Annotated in this window: 20 protein-coding genes and 2 pseudogenes; 13 read left to right on the top strand and 9 right to left on the bottom strand. The window is 67.9% G+C overall.

What is annotated here, in order from left to right:
• Positions 1-45 precede the first annotated feature (45 nt).
• The 6 genes from OG878_RS35525 to OG878_RS35500 all read left to right on the top strand — a co-directional run bounded on the left by OG878_RS35525 (position 46) and on the right by OG878_RS35500 (position 5,184).
• Complete coding sequence (locus OG878_RS35525) at positions 46-1,341, top strand: threonine synthase (RefSeq protein ID WP_328890569.1); 1,296 nt, start codon at positions 46-48, stop codon at positions 1,339-1,341.
• On the top strand, positions 1,338-2,126 hold the full coding sequence (locus OG878_RS35520; protein WP_443049200.1) for an amino acid ABC transporter ATP-binding protein: 789 nt from the start codon (positions 1,338-1,340) through the stop codon (positions 2,124-2,126). The genes OG878_RS35525 and OG878_RS35520 overlap by 4 nt, the downstream gene beginning before the upstream one ends.
• A 31-nt stretch (positions 2,127-2,157) precedes the next feature.
• Positions 2,158-3,087: a transporter substrate-binding domain-containing protein gene (locus OG878_RS35515; protein WP_328890568.1), complete on the top strand. Its 930-nt coding sequence runs from the start codon at positions 2,158-2,160 to the stop codon at positions 3,085-3,087.
• 2 nt (positions 3,088-3,089) lie between these two features.
• Positions 3,090-3,770 carry an amino acid ABC transporter permease gene (locus tag OG878_RS35510; RefSeq protein ID WP_328890567.1) on the top strand — a complete coding sequence of 227 codons (681 nt, stop codon included), beginning with the start codon at positions 3,090-3,092 and terminating at the stop codon, positions 3,768-3,770.
• Positions 3,770-4,426, top strand: coding sequence for an amino acid ABC transporter permease (locus OG878_RS35505; RefSeq protein ID WP_328890566.1), 657 nt, complete (start codon positions 3,770-3,772; stop codon positions 4,424-4,426). Before OG878_RS35510 ends, OG878_RS35505 begins: the two co-directional genes overlap by 1 nt.
• 86 nt (positions 4,427-4,512) lie before the next feature.
• Entirely contained in the window at positions 4,513-5,184 is a 672-nt protein-coding gene (locus OG878_RS35500; protein WP_328890565.1) for a GntR family transcriptional regulator, read from the top strand.
• Between the two features lie 133 nt (positions 5,185-5,317).
• Here OG878_RS35500 and OG878_RS35495 read toward each other — a convergent pair.
• From OG878_RS35495 to OG878_RS35485, 3 genes and pseudogenes are all read right to left on the bottom strand, one after another.
• A pseudogene (locus tag OG878_RS35495) lies at positions 5,318-5,503 on the bottom strand (Zn-dependent alcohol dehydrogenase); the annotation flags it as partial.
• 51 nt (positions 5,504-5,554) lie between these two features.
• Positions 5,555-5,716, bottom strand: a complete 162-nt coding sequence (locus OG878_RS35490) for a S8 family serine peptidase (protein WP_328890564.1) — start codon at positions 5,714-5,716, stop codon at positions 5,555-5,557.
• Between the two features lie 250 nt (positions 5,717-5,966).
• Entirely contained in the window at positions 5,967-7,961 is a 1,995-nt protein-coding gene (locus OG878_RS35485; RefSeq protein WP_328890563.1) for a SpoIIE family protein phosphatase, read from the bottom strand.
• Between the two features lie 481 nt (positions 7,962-8,442).
• Here OG878_RS35485 and OG878_RS35480 point away from each other — a divergent pair, with 481 nt between their 5' ends.
• From OG878_RS35480 to OG878_RS35470, 3 genes and pseudogenes are all read left to right on the top strand, one after another.
• Entirely contained in the window at positions 8,443-8,637 is a 195-nt protein-coding gene (locus OG878_RS35480; RefSeq protein WP_328890562.1) for a cold shock domain-containing protein, read from the top strand.
• A gap of 64 nt (positions 8,638-8,701) precedes the next feature.
• Positions 8,702-10,357 (top strand): IS1182 family transposase, encoded by a 1,656-nt coding sequence (locus tag OG878_RS35475; RefSeq protein ID WP_328886378.1) that lies wholly within the window; start codon positions 8,702-8,704, stop codon positions 10,355-10,357.
• 327 nt (positions 10,358-10,684) lie between these two features.
• A pseudogene (locus OG878_RS35470) lies at positions 10,685-11,192 on the top strand (IS30 family transposase); the annotation flags it as partial.
• A 253-nt stretch (positions 11,193-11,445) separates the two neighbouring features.
• On the opposite strand, the gene OG878_RS35465 reads toward OG878_RS35470, so the two are convergent.
• Entirely contained in the window at positions 11,446-12,861 is a 1,416-nt protein-coding gene (locus OG878_RS35465) for a DEAD/DEAH box helicase (protein ID WP_328890561.1), read from the bottom strand.
• Positions 12,862-13,080: 219 nt separating this feature from the next.
• Between OG878_RS35465 and OG878_RS35460 the strand changes: the two genes are divergently transcribed.
• The gene (locus tag OG878_RS35460; protein WP_328890560.1) at positions 13,081-13,701 is read left to right on the top strand and encodes an L-threonylcarbamoyladenylate synthase; all 621 of its coding nucleotides are present in this window, start codon (positions 13,081-13,083) and stop codon (positions 13,699-13,701) included.
• Between the two features lie 1,409 nt (positions 13,702-15,110).
• Here the strand turns inward: OG878_RS35460 and OG878_RS35455 are convergent.
• Positions 15,111-16,766: an IS1182 family transposase gene (locus tag OG878_RS35455; RefSeq protein ID WP_328886378.1), complete on the bottom strand. Its 1,656-nt coding sequence runs from the start codon at positions 16,764-16,766 to the stop codon at positions 15,111-15,113.
• Here OG878_RS35455 and OG878_RS35450 point away from each other — a divergent pair.
• Entirely contained in the window at positions 16,703-17,044 is a 342-nt protein-coding gene (locus tag OG878_RS35450; RefSeq protein ID WP_328891542.1) for a hypothetical protein, read from the top strand. The two genes, OG878_RS35455 and OG878_RS35450, sit on opposite strands and share 64 nt — an antisense overlap.
• Positions 17,045-17,062: 18 nt before the next feature.
• Here OG878_RS35450 and OG878_RS35445 read toward each other — a convergent pair whose 3' ends face one another.
• The 4 genes from OG878_RS35445 to OG878_RS35430 all read right to left on the bottom strand — a co-directional run bounded on the left by OG878_RS35445 (position 17,063) and on the right by OG878_RS35430 (position 18,981).
• Entirely contained in the window at positions 17,063-17,476 is a 414-nt protein-coding gene (locus tag OG878_RS35445; RefSeq protein ID WP_328890559.1) for a hypothetical protein, read from the bottom strand.
• Positions 17,473-17,772, bottom strand: coding sequence for a hypothetical protein (locus tag OG878_RS35440; protein ID WP_328890558.1), 300 nt, complete (start codon positions 17,770-17,772; stop codon positions 17,473-17,475). The genes OG878_RS35445 and OG878_RS35440 overlap by 4 nt, the downstream gene beginning before the upstream one ends.
• Positions 17,773-18,011: 239 nt before the next feature.
• Entirely contained in the window at positions 18,012-18,605 is a 594-nt protein-coding gene (locus tag OG878_RS35435; RefSeq protein WP_328890557.1) for a hypothetical protein, read from the bottom strand.
• Positions 18,606-18,624: 19 nt separating this feature from the next.
• The gene (locus OG878_RS35430) at positions 18,625-18,981 is read right to left on the bottom strand and encodes a hypothetical protein (protein WP_328890556.1); all 357 of its coding nucleotides are present in this window, start codon (positions 18,979-18,981) and stop codon (positions 18,625-18,627) included.
• Positions 18,982-19,242: 261 nt separating this feature from the next.
• Between OG878_RS35430 and OG878_RS35425 the strand changes: the two genes are divergently transcribed.
• Together OG878_RS35425 and OG878_RS35420 are read left to right on the top strand one after the other, a co-directional pair.
• Positions 19,243-20,181 (top strand): alpha/beta fold hydrolase, encoded by a 939-nt coding sequence (locus OG878_RS35425; protein ID WP_328890555.1) that lies wholly within the window; start codon positions 19,243-19,245, stop codon positions 20,179-20,181.
• A 318-nt stretch (positions 20,182-20,499) separates the two neighbouring features.
• Positions 20,500-21,057 carry a hypothetical protein gene (locus OG878_RS35420; protein ID WP_328890554.1) on the top strand — a complete coding sequence of 186 codons (558 nt, stop codon included), beginning with the start codon at positions 20,500-20,502 and terminating at the stop codon, positions 21,055-21,057.
• The last annotated feature ends 177 nt before the right edge of the window (positions 21,058-21,234 follow it).

The raw sequence follows: 21,234 nt of genomic DNA, 5'->3' as shown, positions 1-21,234 counted from the left end.
AGCACCGACCACCCCCGCCGGACAGAACAGAGAGGAAGACACCGGTTGTACCCCGATGACGACGGAACCTGGACCAGCGCGCTGACCCACCTGGAGTGTGGTCGATGCGCCGAGCGGTACGACGCGGACGTGCCCCAGAACGTGTGCCGCTGCGGTTCGCCGCTGCTCGTCCGCTACGACCTCGACCGGGTCCGTGCCACCGTCCGGCCACAGGACATCGCGTCACGCAGCACGGACCTGTGGCGGTACCGGGAGCTGCTGCCGGTACGGGATCCCGCGAACGTGATCGCCCTCGGCGAGGGCTGGACACCGATCGTGCCGCTGCCCGGGTACGGCCGACGGATCGGTGTACCGGGCCTGCTGGCCAAGGACGAGGGAATGCTGCCGACCGGAAGTTTCAAGGCGCGGGGCGCGGCGGTCGGCGTCTCCCGGGCGCACGAACTGGGGGTGCAGCGCCTGACTTTGCCGACCAACGGCAATGCCGGCGCCGCCTGGGCCACCTATGCCGCGCGGGCCGGTATGCAATGTCTGGTGGTGATGCCCGAGGACGCTCCGCAGGTGACCCGTAAGGAGTGCCTGGCGGCCGGCGCCCGGGTGTACATCGTGGACGGTCTGATCGGCGACGCCGGCCGCATCGCGGGACAGGCGGTGCAGGACGGCTGGTTCAGCGCCGCGACGCTGCGCGAGCCCTACCGCATCGAAGGCAAGAAGACGATGGGCCTGGAGATCGCCGAACAGTTCGGCTGGCGGGTGCCGGATGTCGTGGTGTACCCGACCGGTGGCGGCGTGGGCCTGATCGGAATCCGTAAGGCGCTCGACGAGTTGACCGCGCTGGGTTGGATCACCGGGCGGCTGCCCCGGTTCGTCGCCGTGCAGTCCAGCGGCTGCGCGCCGATCGTGCAGGCCTTCGAGTCGGGGGCCGGGACCGCCGAGCCGTGGCCGGCGGACCAGGCACGCACCGTCGCGTTCGGTATCAACGTCGCCAGCGCGCTGGGCGACTTCCTCATCCTGTCCGCGCTGCGGGACAGCAAGGGCACGGCGGTCGCCGTCGACGACCGGGAGATCCTTGAGGAGCAGGCGGCCTGCGCGGCCTCCGACGGTCTGCTGATGTGCCCGGAGGGGGCGGCGACGCTGGCCGCGGTACGCCGGCTGCGGGCCGACGGGTGGCTCGACGGGGACGAGGAAGTGCTGGTGCTCAACACCGGCAGTGCGCTGAAGTACGCCGACGCCCTGCAGGTCTGCGAGCCGCCCCGCCTGCTGCGCGACGCCGCCCTGCCGCCGGAGGCGACCTCCGCGGCCGGAACGACCGGCACGCCCCGAAGCCGTCGGACACCGCGATGACGGAGTCGCGGAGTGCGGATGGTCCGCTCGCCCCGGCACCCGCCGGCACGCAGACGGCGATGGTGGAGCTGCGCGGGGTACACAAGTCGTACGGCGATGTCGAGGTACTCAAGGGCGTCGACCTGACGGTGGCCCGGGGTGAGGTGGTCGCCGTCATCGGTCCGTCCGGTGGCGGCAAGAGCACCCTGCTGCGCTGCGCCAACCTGCTGGAGTCGGTGACCTCCGGCCAAGTGCTGTTGGAAGACGTGGACTTGACCGTTCCCGGCGTCGACCTGAACAAAATACGCCGACGCATCGGCATGGTGTTCCAGCAGTTCAACCTCTTCCCTCACCTCTCCGCCATCGACAACCTCACCCTGGCGCCGCGCAAGCTGCTGCGGATGCCCGGAGACGAGGCGCGGGAGCGGGCCGTCGCGTTGCTGGCCCGCGTGGGGCTGGCCGGCAAGGCCGACGCGTACCCGAGGCAGCTGTCGGGTGGGCAGCAGCAACGGGTCGCCATCGCCCGTGCGTTGATGATGGACCCGCACGTGATGCTGTTCGACGAGGTGACCTCCGCACTGGACCCGGAGCTGGTCAGCGAGGTCCTCGACGTGATGCGCGACCTCGCCCGCTCCGGGATGACGATGCTCTGTGTCACCCACGAGATGGGCTTCGCCCGCGAACTCGGTGACCGTCTGGTCTTCGTCGACGGTGGCGTGATCGCGGAGCAGGGCCGCCCGGCCGATGTGCTCGACCGCCCCCAGAACGAACGTACCCGCCAGTTCCTCCGCAAAGTTCTCCGATAACCCGCCCGATCGGGCAGAAGGAAGTTGTGTTGTGAGATCGAAATTCGGCATGCTCATAGGTACGGCGATGATCTTGGCCCTCGCCGTCGGCTGCTCCTCGTCGTCCGACGTGGCATCCTCGTCGGGCGGCGGTTCGGGCGGCTCCGACGCCGCCTCCGGTACCCCCGTGGACGTCGGGGCGCCGCTGCCCGACGAGGTGAAGAGCAGAGGCAAGCTGACCGTCGGCGTCAAGTGCGACTACCCGCCGTTCGGATACATCGACGAATCATCGAAGAACGCGGGCTTCGAAATCGACATCGCCCGCCAGATGGCCTCCTACGCATTCGGCGACCCCAACGCGCTGACCCTGACCTGCGTGACCGGATCCAACCGGGTGTCGTTCCTGACCTCCAAGCGCATCGACCTGATCGAAGCGACGATGAACTACACCCAGGAGCGCGCCCAGACCATCGACTTCTCCACCCCCTACTTCCAGAGCGGTGTGAAACTGCTGGTACCCAAGGACTCCCCGGTCACCTCCTTCGACCAGCTGGCCGGCAAGACGGTCATCAGCACCAGCGGCGCCACCGCCAGCCTCTGGCTGACCCAGTGCAAGAAAGACGTCAAGCAGACGCTGTTCACCCAGACCAGCCAGGCACTGACCGCACTGAACCAGAAGCGCGGTGTCGCTTTCGCCCAGGACGACGCCCTTCTGCTCGACCTGGCGGCGAAGAACTCCAAGCTCAAGACCGTCGGCGACGCCAAGGCCGGCAGTCCCTGGGGAATGGGCGTGCGCAAAGGCGACGCACAGATGCTGGCCTGGGTCAACGGCGCCCTGGCCCACATGCAGCAGACCGACTTCCTCTGGACCGATTTCCAGAAGACCGTCACCGACCCGTCCGTACAGCAGCAGTTCGCCAAGTACGTGCCCCGGCCCGGCCGCAGCCTGACCTACCCGTCCGGCTCCACCCTGAAGTGCTGAGCATGCTCGACGTCTCCGACTACCACTTCGACCCGGGCTTCATCGTCCACCATCTCGGCGATCTCGGAACCGGCCTGCTGCGAACGCTGGCGATCAGTGCCATCGGCATGGCCGGATCCCTGCTCGTCGGTGTGCTGCTCGGCGCGATCAGCACGCTCCGCATACCGGTCGCCCGACAACTGATCGCGTTCTACGTCGAGTTGTTCCGCAACACCCCGCTCCTGGTGCAGATCTTCTTCCTCTACTTCGCGCTACCCGAAACCGGGCTGCAACTGGACGGCTTCACCGTCGGCTGGCTGTCCCTGCTTCTGTGGGGTGGCGCCTACAACGTCGAGAACTTCCGCGCCGGCTTCGAAGCGGTCGAAGGCGGCTACGTCGAAGCCTGCCGGGCCCTCGGCTTCCCCCGCCTGGCCGCCTTTCGACATGCCACCCTCCCCCTCGGCGCCCGCATCGCACTCCCGTCGGTCACCAACACCCTCATCTCCGTCTTCAAGAACTCATCGTTCATGGTCGCGATCAGCTACCCGGAGCTCACCGAAACCGCTGTCAACGTCGTCGCCGTCACCTTCCGGGTGTTCGAGATGTTTCTCGCCATCGGCGTCGTCTACCTGGGACTGGTCTGGCTCATGTCACTGGGCGCCGGGGCCATCGAGCGTCGCTTCGCGATATCAGGAGGACACTGATGCCCCCATGGGTCGGGCCCGTGGCCGACTACCTCGCCGGCGGCCTGCGCGAAACCGTCCTGCTGGCCCTGGTCAGCATCGCCGCCAGCCTCCTGGCCGGAATCCTGCTCGGCGCCGTACTCACACTGCCCAGCAGGCCGGTCCGGGGGGCGGTCCGGGCCTACGTCGAAGTCTGGCGGGGCCTGCCGATCATCATCATCCTGTTCTTCATCTTCTTCGTCCTGCCCATCATCGGCGTACGGGTGAACACCTTCGCCGCCGCCGCCATCGGACTGTCCCTGTGGGGCAGCGCCAACATGGCCGAAGTCGTCCGCGGCGCCGTCCAGTCGGTACCCCGCGGGCAGGCCGAGGCCGCCGCGGCGCTGGGCTTCTCCTGGACAGGACGCATGCGGCACGTCCTCCTCCCCCAGGCCGCCCGGCGAGCACTCCCGCCGCTGATCGGACTCGTCGTCAACCTCATCCAACAGACCTCCCTGGCCGCCGTCATCGGACTGCTCGATATCCTCGAAGCATCACAACGCTCCATCGAACGACTCACCCTCTCGGGCGGGTCCACCCACGCAGTGCCGATCCTCGGCACCGTACTCGCCGTCTTCTTCATCATCTGCCTGCCACTGACGATGCTGTCCCGCTGGTACGAGCGCAGACTGCACTGACGTGTCCGGCCTCCCGCCGGCCGCGTCGGGCGAAGACAGCGTCCTCGGTACCGACACCTTCACGGAGAAAGGGGGCACCGGCGATCATGACCGTCCCGCGCCACACCCTGCTGAACGCCGCCTACGACCACCTGCGGGCCGCCATCCTCGACGGTTCCCTCACCCCGGGCTCCCGCGTCACCGTCCGCCCCCTGACCGAACAGCTCGGCCTCAGCCCGACCCCCATCAAGACCGCCCTCGCCGCGCTCGAGCGCGAAGGCTTCCTCATCGCCGTCCCGCACCGCGGCTACTTCGTCCCCGAAGGCAGCACCGACGACCTGCTGGAACTGTACGAGCTGCGGGAGGCCGTCGACGGAATCGCCGCGCGCCGGGCGGCCGGGGCGCCCGATCACGACCAGATCGCCACACAGCTACGCCGGCTGCTGGCCGAGCAGCGCAGGGCCGTCGAGGCGAACAACCTGCACGACTACGGGGAATTGGACCTCGCGTTCCACCGCCTCATCTGGGAGGGCTCAGGCAGCCGACGACTCATCCCCGTCGCGGAGAACCTCGTCGCTCAGGTGCGCCTGGGTAACCGTCTCTCCGCACAGGCACCCGGCCGGCTGCCGGTCGCCCTCGACGAGCATCAGGCCATTCTGGAGGCGATCAGGGAGGGCGACCCGCGCGCCGCGGAGCAGCACATCCGCCGCCACGTCCGTGAAGCGGGCCAGGCGCTGCGGCGCTACCTCGGGGTAGAGGGTGCGGCGGAGCAGCCGTGACTACGGCCGGTGGCTGTGAGGACGTTGCCCACGAAACGGCGGGTTGGTTCACGGGGGGGGCGTTCTCCTGGGCTGGATGAACCGCCGGGGCCTGCACAGTGCGAGCCCCGGCAGTCAGGTACTGCAGGTCGGATCAGGCGATGTCGACGATGGTCCGCAGCGCTTCGCCGGTGTGCATCTGGCGGATCGCCTCGTTGATCCCGGTGAGTGGGACATGGTGCGTGATCATCGACTCGAGGTCGATGCGCCCCGCGCGCCACAGGTCGACGATCTTGGCGTAGGTGCGGCGGATGTCGTCGCCACCGTAGAAGGAGGGCAGCTATCACGAAGAGCGTGCCGGCGGAAGAGCTGAGCCGGTCCACGGCCTCGGTCATCGGGCACTCGCCGACGACGTGGAGCCGCCGAGGCTCATGCTGACGACGTCGGCGCCCTGGGCGGCGGCCCATTCCATGCCCGCAAGGATCCATGAACTCTGGCCCTGCCCGGCATTGTTGAGCACCTTGCCGACCAGCAGATCCGCGGAGGGGGCCACACCCTTGAAAAACAGCGGGGAACGACAGGGACAGACGGCAGGATCGCCGCCAGATCCAGGTTACGAGCGTGCAGGTCAGGGGCCATCCACATACGGGCTCTTCCAAGCTGGGGCCATGGGTGACTGGGGCCGGATGGTCCTTCCGCCTTCCGCGGCTGGCTTGGCTGAGTCATCGAGAACACGCCGCTCGGCGAATGAGCGCGAGGGATGGTCTTGCAGCGGGGTCCGCAGAGAGAGGACGCGGGCGCCGTCATGTGCGTCGGATGACCAGCACGGCCACGTCGTCGAGGTGGTCCACCGCGACCGCGGCGTCGAGGATGCGGTCGGCGGTCTCCTCGGCGTTCAGTCCGTCGTGGAGGGCCGCGCCGGCCAGTGTTCCGGCTCGCTCCAGTCCGGCTTCCAGTGTGAGGCCCGGTCCCTCGACCACGCCGTCGGTGACCATGACCAGCACGCTGTCCATGTCCAGGGTGAAGATCTCCTCGCGGTACTCGATGTCGGGCACGACTCCCAGGACCGGCCCGCCCGGCAGCTCGTGGATGCTGTGGCTGCCGTTCTTGCGCGCGCACAGCACCGGCACATGGCCGGCGCTGGCGCCCGTGACCCGTCCGTCGCCCGGGTCGATATGCAGCATGGTGCAGCTGGCGAATCGTGCCGCGTCCATCGTGACGAGCAGCTCGTTGGTGCGCGTCAGCACGGTTGCCGGATCCGGTTCCTGGGCGGCGATCGCGCGCATGGACAGGCGCACCTGTCCCATCAAGGCGGCGGCGTCCACGTCGTGCCCTTGGGCGTCGCCGATCTCCAGCGCGATCGCGCCGTCGGGCATCACGAAGGCGTCGTACCAGTCTCCGCCGATGTCCAGCCCGTCCCGGCTCGGCCGGTAGCGGGAGACGACCTCCAGACCCGCGAGGTGCTCGGGCAACGTGGGGAGCATGGTCTTCTGCAGCGCCGCGGCCAACTCGACTCGTGCCTGCTGCAACCTGATGCGCCTCAGTGCCTGGCCTGCCAGGTCGGCCAGAGTACCCATGAGGGTCATCTCGTCCAAGGACGGCCGGTATCCGCTGCCGTGGGTCACCACCCACGCCCCGAGTGGCTGATTGCCGCTCTCGCTGAGGGGGGTCATGGAGACGGCGTAGTCGGAGCCGAGTCGGCCGAGCCGCGGAAATTCGGCCCCGTTTGGCCAGCGATGGATGTAGTCCCTTCGGTCGGGGATGAACTGTGGCTTGCCGGTGCGGATCGCCTCGGGCAGCGGGCTCGGATGGTCCAGCGACAGGCCGTGCATGGGGCTGACCTCCCCCATGGCTATCCCAGCATCGGTGGAGACGCGCAGGCGGCCTTCGTCGACGAGCGCGAGCAGGGCGCCGCTGGCGCCGAAGGTGGCGGCGAGCCGGGTCAGGACGACCTGCTGCAGCTCCTGCTCCGTGGCTGCAGTGATCAAGGCGGAGGAGAAGTCGGCGATGTCTTTGGCGCGCTGTCGCTCGGCAGCCAGCGCGGCCTGCGCCTTCTCTTTGCGCCTCTCCTGCTTGGTGTCGTCGCGGATCACCCCGAAGATCCGCTCGGGGCCGCCATATCCCAACCGGATCCGACGGGTCTGAGCGGCCAGTTGGTGCCAGCCGCCGTGCTGGGGGAGGTACCGCAACGTCAGCCAGGGGGATTGGGCGGAGGTCGAGCGCAGGAGCCGCCGCAATGACTCCCGGTCGTCAGAGTGCACTGCCGAGATCACTCTGGAAAGCGACGCAGTGGGACCCGGGAAGAGCGCGGCCAGGGCGGGTGCGCCACCGAGCCACTCCAGCTGGTGCTCATGGGGTGAATACATCCACAGGCCGAGGTGTGCGGCCGTGGTGGCCATCCGGAACGGGATCAGCAGGCTCGCCAGGTCGTTTCGCGCATCCAGGGCATGCACCCAGACCAGCTGCTCGTCACCAGTGGGATCCTCGACCGTCCGTGCCTCGACCAAGCAGGCGACGGGGGCTCCGCCTCGCCCGGCGAAGTCCAGCACCCGCATCGCGACCGTCTTCGTCCTGGCGGCGGCCACCACGAGACTCTCGGCCGACATCCGCTGGCTTGCGGGCCACAGATCACCGAAGTCACGTCCCAGGCACTGCTCAGCGAAATCACGTCCCAGGCACTGCTCCGCCGGCCTGCCCAGCGCTGTGGCCATCGCAGCGTTGAGGCTGCGGATGGCACCGTCCAGCGTCAAAAGAGCTGCCGGGTCATCCCCTCGAAGGAGTTCGTCCGAGGCATCCATTTGTGGCTCCCTGGCACATACCAAACAGCCCCATCAGCCATTTTTCGCGCATTCTGCCGCGATGTCTCGGCGAAGGGTGTGTCTGACCGCCTGCGTCGAGTGGCGACGGCAGGGAACCCGCTGGAAACGGCAGACGGCCGCCCGTGAAGAGGGGGCGACGGAGCTCGGTTGCGGTACAACACCGGAGTACAGCAGCCCCAGCAATGGCCCATGGCCTGTGGCGTCCCTTGGAGACTTCGACGCGACCGCTGTGGCCGCCGTTGACCGATCCACATCCAGCTACGGATCAGAAGGTGTCCGTGCCCGATCCGTGCCCGACAGGGCGGGCAGCCACGGTCAACCACGGGTGCCCCGGCGAGCCCGAAGGTTCTCCATGGCACCCGTTTCCACTGGCGAGGTCGCTGATGAGGGTACAAAGCCCGTGATTCCCAACCTTATGCGCCAGGCGCGTCTGCGTGGTGGAAGCCGTAGGCTTCCCTCCATGGTGACTGCGACTGTCCGCGAGTGGGACGACGAGCAAGGGTGGGGCGTTCTCGACTCCCCCCAGACCCCCGGCGGCTGCTTCGGCCACTACGCCGACATCCAGGCGACCGGCTTCCGCACGCTGTCGGCCGGACAGCAGGTCGACCTCACATGGGAAGCCCCTGGCTTCAAGACTCCGTTGGAAAATGCGTAAACCGGGCTCGTCGGCTTGCTGAGGTTGACATGATCGTTCTGTTCGTCGGAGCGAGGGGGGCTGGGTGTCGCTGGAGTCTCGGGACGACCGTGGGGTGCCGGAGCTGACTGCTCGGGTCGTGCGGGCATCGTTCCCGAAGGGGACACTGGCTGTCCGCGTGCGTGAAGTGCTGGGCCCGCTGTTCGAAGACGATTCCTTCGCTGGGGCGTTTTCGTCACGGGGTCGTCCGGCGGTGTCGCCGGGGGCGCTGGCGCTTGTGTCGGTGCTGCAATACGCAGAGGGGCTGACCGACAGGCAGGCCGCTGACCAGGTGCGGGCCCGCATGGACTGGAAGTTCCTCCTTGGTCTGGAGCTGGACGATTCGGGGTTCGACTTCTCCGTGCTGAGCGACTTCCGCGCCCGGCTGATCGAGCACGGCCTGGAGGAAAAGGTCCTGGACCTGATCCTGGAGCGGATATCTGACCTCGGGCTGCTGCGTTCCGGGGGGCGTCAGCGCACCGACTCCACCCATGTTCTCGCGGCCGTGCGGACGTTGAACCGGATGGAGTTCGTCGGCGAGACCCTGCGCGCGGCGCTGGAAGCCCTGGCCGCCGCCGCCCCAGCATGGCTGTCGCCGCTGGTCACCGCCGACTGGGCCAAACGCTACGGCGCCCGGATCGACTCCTACCGCTTCCCCAAGGGCGACAACGTCCGCGCCGAGTGGGCCGGGCAGGTCGGCAGGGACGGCCTCACCATCCTGGAGGCCGTCTACGCACCCCAGGCTCCCGCGTGGTTACGGGAAGTCCCCGCTGTCCAGGTCCTGCGCCGGGCCTGGGTGGAGCAGTACCACCGCGACGGCGAGGAGGTGCGCTGGCGGGAGGGCAAAGACCTCCCGCCGGGCAGACGCCGCCTCGCCTCGCCCTACGACCCCGACGCCCGCTACGCGACCAAGCGCGGATCGGGCTGGTGCGGCTACAAGACCCACCTCAGCGAGACCTGCGAACCCCACGCCCCGCACCTGATCACCCATGTCGTCACCACGGACGCCACCGTCGCCGACACCGAGGTCACCGCAGCAGTCCACCAGGGCCTGGCCACACGTGAACTGCTACCCGATGAGCACGACGTCGATGCCGGCTACGTCACCGCCGCCCACATCGTGGCCGCGCGCGACGCACATGGGATCGAGCTGCTGGGGCCGGTCGGGCTGGATACGTGCCACGAGAACTACGAGGGTGAGCACTTCACGCAGAGCGCGTTCACGATCGACTGGGAAGCCAAGAACGCCGTCTGTCCCCAGGGCAAGATCAGTGCCAGCTGGTCCGACCAGCGCAAGAGCAGTGGCACTCCCGTCTCACGGGTGCACTTCACCGCCCAGGACTGCGCGGCCTGCCCGGTGCAGGACAAGTGCACCAAGGCGGCGAACGGCAAGTGGGGCCGAAGCCTGACCCTGCTGCCCCAAGACCAGCAGGCAGCACTGGAAGACCGACGCCGCGAACAGCTCACCGACCAGTGGCAGCAGCGCTACAACATCCGCGCCGGAGTGGAGGGCACCATCTCCCAGGCAATCCGGCGCACCCGCATCCGCCGGACCCGTTACACGGGCCTGCCCAAAACCCACCTCGGACACATCTTCGCCGCCACCGCCATCAACATCATCAGACTCGACGCCTGGCTCAGCGAAACACCCCTCGGCCAAACCCGCACCTCATACCTCGCCCGACTCCAACTCGCCGCCTGACGACAAGATCACACCCGCCGGTTTACGCATTTTCCAACGGAGTCCTTCAAGCAGGACGGGTACGACTACCGCGCGGTGAGCATCGTGCCTCGGACTGCCTGACATCCACAGCTGACATCGACGACGGCGTACCCCCACGATTCCCAGAAGTCCGCAACGCCGCCGCACTCTTCACTACAACATGCAGTAGCTCCCGGATGATCGAACTCCTAAAACGGGTGTCGCAGTCATACGTCGGCTTCTACCGTGTCGTGGGCCAGCCGTCACGCGCAATATCGGCTGGCGACGGGAGCGGGAGCGTCGGCCGGTTCTCGGACGGAACACCAGCTGTCGGGGCCGCAGGCGCCACGCTGGAACGGACTCAACAAGCCCCGGCGACAGGACCGGCGTGGAGCCCGGAGCAGATCGCGAACCGGCTCAAGGCTGACTTCCCGATGATGACTCCATGCGCATCTCGCACGAGGCGATTTATCAGGCCTTCTACATCCGAGGGCGCGGGGCACTCAAGCGCGAGTTGGTCGCCTGCCTGCGCACCGGGTGTGCGCTGCGGGTCCCGCGAGCACGCTCCCTACGGCGCGCCAACGGCCACGTCACGCCCGAGGTGGTGATCAGCGAGCGGCCTGCCGAGGCGGAGGATTGCGCGGTCCCGGGCCACTGGGAGGGGGACCTCATCATCGGCACCAGCCGGTCCGCGATCGGCACGCTCGTGGAGCGTACGACCCGGTCACCATTGCTGCTGCACCTGCCGCGGATGAACGGCTACGGCGTCGAGCCGTGGGTGAAGAGCGGCCCGGCGCTGGTCGGCCGCGGCGCCGAGGCCGTCAAAGACGCGATCTGGTCTCCAAGATCATCTCGTGGCGTATCTGGGTCATGCCCCGAGAAGACCGCGGCCAAGAAGAAGGCCGGCCGGAAGCCGAAGAGCGCCTAAGGGCTGTCCCGTAATCCCTGGTGGATCAGCGCGCGGCGTCAGATGCGGTGCATCGCAAGGCGGAGGGACGTCCGCATACTGGGCGTATACGGGCGTTCCGACAACGCGGCGAGGTGCCGTAGCTGTCGTCGTGCGCCCGCCAGGGGTTACGGGACAGCCCTTAGGCGCCGCGGCGCACCCGTGCGGCCCTGCGGGCCTCGGCCATCTTGCGGGACTCACTGCCCCGGCGGGACCCGCCATCGGTGCGCCCGGACTCGCCCCGGGCGGTGCCCATGCCGCGGAACGGGGCATGGCCGCTCTTGGGGCGCGCAGCGGCGGGACCGCCGTCGAGAGGAACGCCGGAGGGGGCCCGGGCACCGGTGATCCGGCTCAGTTCCGCCTCGCCCGAGCGCACCGCGGTGATCTTCGGCGTGATGCCGGCGTCAGCCATGAGCCTGCTCATTTCGCGGCGCCCGCTCGAGGGGACCAGGGTGACGACGCTGCCGGATTCACCGGCCCGGGCGGTGCGCCCCGCACGGTGCAGATAGTCCTTGTGGTCGCTGGGCGGGTCGACGTTGACCACCAGGTCGAGGTCGTCCACGTGCAGGCCCCGGGCTGCGACATTGGTGGCCACCAACGCGGTGACCTGCCCGTTCTTGAACTGGGCGAGGGTGCGCGTGCGCTGCGGCTGGGACTTTCCGCTGTGCAGCGCGGCCGCACGGACACCGCTGGCCCGCAGGTGCTTGGTCAACTGGTCGACCGCATGCTTGGTGTCCAGGAACATGAGCACCCGGCCGTCGCGGGCCGCGATCTCGGTCGTGACGGCGTACCGGTCGGCGCCGTGGACGGTCAGCACATGGTGTTCCATCGTCGTGACCGCCCCCGCCGACGGGTCGACGGAGTGGACCACCGGGTCGTGGAGATAGCGGCGGACCAGCAGATCGACATCACGGTCCAAGGTCGCCGAGAACAGCATGCGCTGCCCGTCGGGCCGCACCTGATCGAGCAGTTCGGTGACCTGGGGCAGAAAGCCCATGTCGCACATCTGGTCGGCCTCGTCCAGCACGGTGATCCGCACCCGGTCCAGGCGGCAGTCCTTGCGCTCGATGAGGTCGTGCAGCCGTCCGGGAGTCGCCACGACGACCTCGGCCCCGGCCCGCAGCGCACTAGCCTGCCTGCCGATCGAGATGCCGCCGACCACGGTGGCCATGCGCAGCTTCAGAGCCTGGGCGTACGGCGTGAGCGCCTCCCCGACCTGCTGGGCCAGCTCCCTGGTGGGGACGAGGATCAGCCCGAGCGGCTGTTTCGGCTCCGCACGCCGGCTCGCGATCCGGGTGAGCAGTGCCAGGCCGAAAGCGAGGGTCTTGCCCGATCCGGTGCGCCCCCGGCCCAGGACGTCCCGGCCCGCGAGGGAGTTTGGCAGCGTCGCCGCCTGGATCGGGAACGGCTCGTCCACGCCGAGGTTGGTGAGCGTCTCCCGCAGCTGGTGCGGCAGGTCCAGGTCAGCGAACGACGCCGCTGCCGGGAGCCCCGGGGTGACCGTATCCGGCAGGGCGGATGCGCCCTTCGGGGCGTTCGTGCGAGCTGAGCGCGTCATGGAGAGCCTTCCTCGATGTGTGGCACGTATCGAGGAATTCCCGGCAGACGGTGACGCCGGCAAACCGCAAGAACGGGCAAGTGAAGTTGATGGTGACCATTAACGGTAGCAGCCGGTCCTCACCAGGAGCGTGAAACCTCAAGCACCGCAGAGGCCGGCCACCTCACCGTCTGGGTCCAGTTCCTGACCGCGGCTGTCCGGATCGCATAGGCTCGGCGGATGGCCAGGTACTTCGACGTGCACCCCGACAATCCTCAGCGGCGCGCCATCAGCAGCGTGACCGACAGCATCCGCTCCGGTGCGCTCGTCGCGTACCCCACGGACTCCTGCTACGCCCTGGGGTGTCAGCTGGGCAATCGTGACGGCATCAGCCGGATCAGGTCGATCCGGAACCTCGACGATCGTCACCACTTCACCCTGGTGTGCGAGGACTTCGCACAGCTGGGCCAGTTCGTACATATCGACAACGATGTGTTCCGCGCGATCAAGGCGGCTACACCCGGCAGCTACACCTTCATCCTCCCCGCGACCAAGGAGGTGCCGCGCCAGCTGCTGCATCCGAAGAAGAAGACGGTCGGAGTGCGTATTCCCGACCATGCTGTTGCTCAGGCCCTGGTCGCCGAGCTCGGCGAGCCGCTGCTGTCCAGCACACTGCTCCTTCCCGACGAGGACGAGCCGATGACGCAGGGCTGGGAGATCAAGGAACGGCTCGACCACGTGGTGGACGCCGTGGTCGACTCGGGAGACTGCGGCACCGAACCGACCACGGTCATCGACTTCTCCGAGGGCGAAGCGGAGATCGTACGCCGAGGAGCAGGCGACACGACACGCTTCGAATAGCCGTGCCCGCGGCGAGCCGGGGCTGGGAGCTGCACGACCGGGGTTGGGACTTCGTCCGCCCCCGGCGTCTGTTGACGAGGCGGAGGCGCCGCATCGAAGCGGCGGAGGGACGACTGGGGCTGCCGCCCGACCGCCTGCAGGTTGTAGATCCGGCAGTCTCGGTGTCTTCCTGGCCGACCCCGACATCTTCGGAACGGCGGAGTTCTCGTTCACCGCGCTGGCGAAGCGCTTCAGGGAACTGGCCTTCCTGAACCGGGACCTGGACATCACGCTGACCGACGAACGCCCCCCGGGCCAGTCCCGGTCGGAGCAGTTCCGGTTTCCGGGCGGGGCACGGGACTTCGTCGCCTTCCTCAACGCACAGGCTGGGGCGCCCGTTCACCCGGACGTCATCGGCTTCGACCGTGAGGATCCTCGGATGGCAGGGACGTTGGAGGTGGCCCTGCGGTGGTGCAGCTCCCACGAAGAACGGGTCCTGAGCTTCGCCAACAGCCGACCGGCCCCGGCGGCGGCACGCACAAAATGGCCGGTCCCCAAGCTGTTGGCGCAGGCCATCAGCGAAAGGCTCGGCCGGCCGGTCAACCTGAGCGAGATCGGGATGGGTGAGGCGGAGACAACCGACGCCTCTGTGGGGTTGGATTTCCCGCGAGACCCCGCCGACGCCGTCCCGTCGCCACTTCGTTCTGGAGCACCGTTAACCGCCGCGACTTCCTGGCCGGATCCGGCTTCGCCGCCTCTGCCTTCACCACCCCCGTCACCAGATGGCTCGTCACCCCCGCCGACGAGACCTCCGACCACACCGGCGGCCAGCAGGTCGGACGGGCCGACCTCGACGAACTGCATGAGGCCGCCGACGACGCCCGCCGCTGGGACTCCAAATACGGCGGCGGGAACTGGAAGGCCAACTCCGTCACCGTCTGCCTCGACCACCGGGCCGGTCCCCTGCTGCAAGGCAGCTTCTCCGACGAGATCGGCCGTGAACTCTTCTCGGTGACCGCCGAGCTATCCCGGCTTGCGGGCCTTCGAGCGGGCCAAGGGCCGGGCCGTGCCCCGAGTACTGGCGTTCACCAAGCTCATCGAGGCCCGCGCTCATGCCCGCGAAAGCGACCCCCGGGCTGCCTCCCGGGCCCTAAAGCCTCCGAAGACCTCCTCGGCCGGGCGAAGGACGACAGCGGCGACGAACCTGCGTGGATCGACTTTTATCACCACGCCCGCCTCTCGGCGGACGCTGCCGAGATCTTCCGAGACCTGAAGAACCCCAAGATGGCCCTGACCTGGAACCAGCAGGCCGCCGCAATGCTGCCCGGAGTGTTCACCCGCTCTGTCGGCATGCGGCTCGCCATCGTCGGAACCGCCCACCTCCAGGACTCCGTTGGAAAATGCGTAAACCGGCGGGTGTGATCTTGTCGTCAGGCGGCGAGTTGGAGTCGGGCGAGGTATGAGGTGCGGGTTTGGCCGAGGGGTGTTTCGCTGAGCCAGGCGTCGAGTCTGATGATGTTGATGGCGGTGGCGGCGAAGATGTGTCCGAGGTGGGTTTTGGGCAGGCCCGTGTAACGGGTCCGGCGGATGCGGGTGCGCCGGATTGCCTGGGAGATGGTGCCCTCCACTCCGGCGCGGATGTTGTAGCGCTGCTGCCACTGGTCGGTGAGCTGTTCGCGGCGTCGGTCTTCCAGTGCTGCCTGCTGGTCTTGGGGCAGCAGGGTCAGGCTTCGGCCCCACTTGCCGTTCGCCGCCTTGGTGCACTTGTCCTGCACCGGGCAGGCCGCGCAGTCCTGGGCGGTGAAGTGCACCCGTGAGACGGGAGTGCCACTGCTCTTGCGCTGGTCGGACCAGCTGGCACTGATCTTGCCCTGGGGACAGACGGCGTTCTTGGCTTCCCAGTCGATCGTGAACGCGCTCTGCGTGAAGTGCTCACCCTCGTAGTTCTCGTGGCACGTATCCAGCCCGACCGGCCCCAGCAGCTCGATCCCATGTGCGTCGCGCGCGGCCACGATGTGGGCGGCGGTGACGTAGCCGGCATCGACGTCGTGCTCATCGGGTAGCAGTTCACGTGTGGCCAGGCCCTGGTGGACTGCTGCGGTGACCTCGGTGTCGGCGACGGTGGCGTCCGTGGTGACGACATGGGTGATCAGGTGCGGGGCGTGGGGTTCGCAGGTCTCGCTGAGGTGGGTCTTGTAGCCGCACCAGCCCGATCCGCGCTTGGTCGCGTAGCGGGCGTCGGGGTCGTAGGGCGAGGCGAGGCGGCGTCTGCCCGGCGGGAGGTCTTTGCCCTCCCGCCAGCGCACCTCCTCGCCGTCGCGGTGGTACTGCTCCACCCAGGCCCGGCGCAGGACCTGGACAGCGGGGACTTCCCGTAACCACGCGGGAGCCTGGGGTGCGTAGACGGCCTCCAGGATGGTGAGGCCGTCCCTGCCGACCTGCCCGGCCCACTCGGCGCGGACGTTGTCGCCCTTGGGGAAGCGGTAGGAGTCGATCCGGGCGCCGTAGCGTTTGGCCCAGTCGGCGGTGACCAGCGGCGACAGCCATGCTGGGGCGGCGGCGGCCAGGGCTTCCAGCGCCGCGCGCAGGGTCTCGCCGACGAACTCCATCCGGTTCAACGTCCGCACGGCCGCGAGAACATGGGTGGAGTCGGTGCGCTGACGCCCCCCGGAACGCAGCAGCCCGAGGTCAGATATCCGCTCCAGGATCAGGTCCAGGACCTTTTCCTCCAGGCCGTGCTCGATCAGCCGGGCGCGGAAGTCGCTCAGCACGGAGAAGTCGAACCCCGAATCGTCCAGCTCCAGACCAAGGAGGAACTTCCAGTCCATGCGGGCCCGCACCTGGTCAGCGGCCTGCCTGTCGGTCAGCCCCTCTGCGTATTGCAGCACCGACACAAGCGCCAGCGCCCCCGGCGACACCGCCGGACGACCCCGTGACGAAAACGCCCCAGCGAAGGAATCGTCTTCGAACAGCGGGCCCAGCACTTCACGCACGCGGACAGCCAGTGTCCCCTTCGGGAACGATGCCCGCACGACCCGAGCAGTCAGCTCCGGCACCCCACGGTCGTCCCGAGACTCCAGCGACACCCAGCCCCCCTCGCTCCGACGAACAGAACGATCATGTCAACCTCAGCAAGCCGACGAGCCCGGTTTACGCATTTTCCAACGGAGTCCTCCAGGCCCAGGATCTGGATCGCGGCCTGGAGCTGGGCAACCGCAGCGTGGACATCCTCGCCCAGGTCCAGTCCTCTCGGGCCGAGGACTACGTCAGCGAGTTCAACGCGGCCCTCGCTCCTTGGCGGCGCGAGCCGGCTGTCCGCGAGTTCATCCACCGGAACCGCAAGGAACTCGGAGTTGCCGCCTGACGCATGGTGATCGTTTGGTCAAGTGGTGCGGTGGAGAGGGATGACGTTGTCCGGGACAGGGCCCTTGGGAGGTGGAACCGGTGCGTCACCTGTCTGGGTGAGAACGGCGGCGGCCAGCGTCAGCTGGGTAACCCGCTGGCGGAGTCCTTCGATCGCGGCGTTCTGGTTCTTGACGGTCTGCCGGAGCCGGGTGATGGTCTCCCGCAGCTTCTTCTCGGACTCGGGGATCTGGGTGGTCTCGGTCCGGACGCGTTCGTAGAAGTGGTTCTTCAGGTCCGCGTGCCGCTTCATGAGTGCCATGCGATGAACGTCGGCCTCGGCGGCAAGGGCGACGATGGTGAGGCTGCCGTTGGAGACGGTGGCCTGTCCGGCCAGGAGCCGGTCCATGGCCTCACGGATGCGAGAGCGTTCGTCCTGGTGCTGCTGGTTCATGCGATGGCCTCGGCGGGTTGGGCGGTGGCGTCGTGGGTGTCGGCGGTGGCGCGGAGCTTGTTGGCGTTTATCCGTAGGCGCTTGCCGAGCGGGCCCGGTGTTGAGGCGGCCAGCTGGTCGATCTCGTCGGCCCGTGCCAGCAGCTGGCGGGCGTGGGTGTCGGTGCGGACCGCGTTGCCGCAGCCGGGTCTGCAGTCGTACTGCCGCGGAGCTGTCGCGTCGGGGTCGGGTTCGCAGAGCGCGTTGTCCCGTTTGAATGCGCAGATCAGCATCGCGTCGGGGTTGTCGAAGAGCACGATTCCGTCAGGGCATGAGGGCAAACCGAACCTCACCCTGATCGGGCGGCTCTACAGGGGCCACGATGCGCATCCCCCGAGTATCGCGGCTCCGCGACAGCTGGTTGCGGGGAAGCCGACGTAAGTACCCGGTTCGTGTAAGGCGGCGGCGTGCGCGCGCCCCTCCATCTCGGGTGCACGCACGCCGCCAAGAGGCGAGTTCCCAGCCACCAGGCTGGTCGAGGCCCCGGGCTAAGAGTTCAGTTCTTGACCGGCCACTCCAGCGGGGCCGCGTTGAAGCCCCGGCTCAGTTCGACGGCGGCGGCCCGCTGGCCCTCGGGGATGAGGAACGCCTTGCAGATCTTCTCCGACTGCCCCGCGCTCAGATTCTTCCCGGTGTCGGGGGCCGGGCAGTTTGGCCACTTGGCCTCGCCCATGAGGACGATGAGGGCCCTGGTGCGCTCACCCTTGTTCGTCTTGACGATCAGGTCGTCGTCCATGTCGCCGACTTCCATGGCCTTGCCGCTCTTGTGCGTCAGGGTGGCCCACACGTACACAGGCACCTTGGAGGCCTCGTCCTTGTCCTTCTCCAGCCCGGACTTGTCCATGTCAGCCGTCGTCCCGGTCTCCACCTTCGTGGGCGTCACCGTGAACGTGCTGCCCTTCGACTTCTGCATGGTGCTTTCCTGCGGCGGGCTGGACTCACCCAGACGGTAGCTCGTCTTGCCGTTCGATGAGTCGGAGCCGGAGCTTTGCCCGCCCGTCCCCGAACCCGAGTCGTTGCAGCCAGTCAGTGCCAAGGCCAGCACCAGAGTGCCCACCGCCACCGGCACGGCACGATTCCACGTGCGCATGTCTTCCTCGCATTCCCCGTTAAAGCAATGGCGGCCTGGCTAGGGGCGTAGCCCCACAGCCAGGCCATCGTTCAAGCGCACGATCCTGCCAGAACGGAACCGTCCACTCGCGAGGAGGGGTTGCTTCAAAGTGGGATGCGACGCCGACTTCGGCGATGTTGCTGCCGGTGTACTGGACAACGGCGAGCAACTCGGTGTCGATGGAGAGTCGGTGGTCAGTGGGCAGGACGGGGGTGAGGGCGGCCGCGTTGAAGGCCCTGAACCCTGCCTGGGGATCGGTGGTGGTCAGGCCGAGGAGCTCGGTGACGGCCTGTTGGCAGAACAGCAGGGCGGAGGTCGGCCCGGCGGGCGCATCCAACAGGCGGGCTTTAATCAAGGGCTTGTTTCAAGGGCTCCCGCCCAGCGGGAGAAAACGTCGACAACATGGTCCGGCCTCGCGCACCACGGGCATCCGGTACCCGCACTTCCCATCCCACCGGAACCGGCAGAGCTTCGGTGCTGCGAGAAGTCGGCCCCCAAAGACTGGAGCCTGTACGGGGCGAGAATCTCGCCTTGCGACGCCAGCCGGCCCAGTTTGAGCCCACCTGAGTTGCAGTGACCGGCCCGCAGTGTCGGAACCAGCTGCCAAGATGCTCTCGTGACTGCGACCGTTGAGATGATCGGACTGCCCGCAGGTCACCGCCTTGCCGTCCGGCACGCCGGCCACGGAGGTGTCCCGCTCCTGCTCGTCCACGGTTTCCCGTGCACGAGCCTGATCTGGTCGCGGAACGTTGCCCCGCTCGCCGCAGCGGGCTTCGACGTCGCGGCCCCGGACCTGCGCGGCTACGGCCAGTCCGACCTCGTGTCCGACGACATCTACGACCTCGCGGCGTTCAGCACCGATCTTGCCGAGCTCATGGACACCCTGGGCTGGGACAAGGCCGTGGTGGCCGCCCACGACCTCGGCGCGGCCACCACCATGGACTTCGCCAACCGGTTTGCCGAGCGTGTCGACCGCATCGTGCTCCTGGACGACACCACGCCCGATCTACGCGAGGACTTCGCCGCCGCCGGCGTCACCGACACGCACAACGCCGGACGCAGGGCTGTGCTCGACTACCACGTCAACCAGGGCCTGCACGCCGAGGAGCTCCTTGACATGCTGAACACCCCGCAGCGCCGCCGACGCTACATCGGCGAGTTCTTCGGGCACCGACTGTGGGCACCAGCCCACGCCTTCGACGACGCCGACCGCGATATGCTCACCGCAGCCTATGCCGACCACGACCGGCTCCGGGTCGCCTTCGCCGACTACGAGATCGTGATGGGCCGCCGTCAGCCGTCCATGCCGACGATCGAGGACCAGAAGGTGCGGCAGCCAGTGCTGGTACTGATCGGCGCCGACTCGATCCTCCTCGGGGAGAACGTGGAAGCCAAGCTCGAGGTGGCCTATCCGCAGCTCGTCGGCCCGTTCTGGATCAAGGGAGCCGGGCACTTCCTGTGCTGGGAGAAGCCACGCCTCGTCAACGGTGCCATCCGGTCGTTCTGCTCGGACCTGCTCGCCGAGGCGGGCTCACGCCACGCGATCAGGAGCTGATGCGCCCCTTGCGACGCCTCGCGGCCGAAGCACTGGACGGGCTTGCGGGTGTCGCGGGTTTCGGAGGTGTCCATACCTATGAGACGAAGCGTGACTTCCTTGCCGCTACGCCGGACCTTCACGGTGTCGCGATCGACGAAGTCCGTGACTCGAGAGGGCCCGTCGTCATCGTAGGGGCCGGGGTGGCCGGCTTTAGTCGGTGTGCCCGGATGACGAATGCTGAGGGTGGGTATGGACTCGCGGGTATACCTCAGAGCATTCCGCTGTGGCGGTGGCCGGGCTCACGTGTTGTGAGGTCCGCGGGTAAAGGGGAAGCGCGTGAAGATCACACATGTGGTTGGCCGGATCCTGGCGGTCATGGTCCTGGCTATGGGGGCGACAGCGTTGAGTCAGGGGTCGTCTCTCGCGGCGCCTGTTGCTCCGTTCGCGCGTCCTGCCGGCGCACCAACCGCGCAGGATGGGGCTCAGCCTGCTCCGTTCCATGAGACCTACAACGCCTTGAACGGGGCGATGGGGACCCACATCTCGTATGCGGAGTCACTGAGTTACGCCAATTCTGTGGGCTATGGCGTGGCTGTGTTCTACGACGGGCTCGGGTACAACAACAGGACCGGCGACACGCTGGTCATCATCATGCCGAGGGACTGCACCGCCTCCACCGGTGACAAGGACTTGCGTCTCGCGGAGATGCCTGGAGATTGGAACGACAGGGTCAGTTCGGTGACCACTCAGATGGGCAACGGCACTCACTGCGATGTGTGGTTCTCGTCCGACATCAATTTCGAGGGCGAGTGCGGCAACCGGTGGATTCACATGCAGGCGGACCTACGCAAGGACGGCTGCCAGAACCGGGCCAGCTCGTTCGAGCTGAGCTGAGCTGCCATACGTACCCTCTGCGCTCAAACTAGGTGCTGCTGGCCGCTCAAAACGACAAGACAGGACCACGACGCATTTCGCTCGCACCGGACTTGCATGGGGAACGTCTGGTCTTGTTCACCAGCGGGCCCCGCGGAACGCAGAGGATCCGCAGGACCGCAGAGTACCGTCCTGTCA

The organism is Streptomyces sp. NBC_00316, assembly GCF_036158715.1.
Lineage (GTDB): Bacteria > Actinomycetota > Actinomycetes > Streptomycetales > Streptomycetaceae > Streptomyces.
This window is presented reverse-complemented; position numbering and strand designations above follow the sequence as displayed.

Bases quoted from the DNA above. Each gene is read 5' to 3' on its own strand.
- OG878_RS35520 (WP_443049200.1), top strand. From the start codon at position 1,338: ATGACGGAGTCGCGGAGTGCGGATGGTCCGCTCGCCCCGGCACCCGCC.
- OG878_RS35510 (WP_328890567.1), top strand. From the start codon at position 3,090: ATGCTCGACGTCTCCGACTACCACTTCGACCCGGGCTTCATCGTCCAC.
- OG878_RS35505 (WP_328890566.1), top strand. From the start codon at position 3,770: ATGCCCCCATGGGTCGGGCCCGTGGCCGACTACCTCGCCGGCGGCCTG.
- OG878_RS35500 (WP_328890565.1), top strand. From the start codon at position 4,513: ATGACCGTCCCGCGCCACACCCTGCTGAACGCCGCCTACGACCACCTG.
- OG878_RS35485 (WP_328890563.1), bottom strand. From the start codon at position 7,961: ATGGATGCCTCGGACGAACTCCTTCGAGGGGATGACCCGGCAGCTCTT.
- OG878_RS35480 (WP_328890562.1), top strand. From the start codon at position 8,443: ATGGTGACTGCGACTGTCCGCGAGTGGGACGACGAGCAAGGGTGGGGC.
- OG878_RS35465 (WP_328890561.1), bottom strand. From the start codon at position 12,861: ATGACGCGCTCAGCTCGCACGAACGCCCCGAAGGGCGCATCCGCCCTG.
- OG878_RS35460 (WP_328890560.1), top strand. From the start codon at position 13,081: ATGGCCAGGTACTTCGACGTGCACCCCGACAATCCTCAGCGGCGCGCC.
- OG878_RS35450 (WP_328891542.1), top strand. From the start codon at position 16,703: ATGCCCGCACGACCCGAGCAGTCAGCTCCGGCACCCCACGGTCGTCCC.
- OG878_RS35445 (WP_328890559.1), bottom strand. From the start codon at position 17,476: ATGAACCAGCAGCACCAGGACGAACGCTCTCGCATCCGTGAGGCCATG.
- OG878_RS35435 (WP_328890557.1), bottom strand. From the start codon at position 18,605: ATGCGCACGTGGAATCGTGCCGTGCCGGTGGCGGTGGGCACTCTGGTG.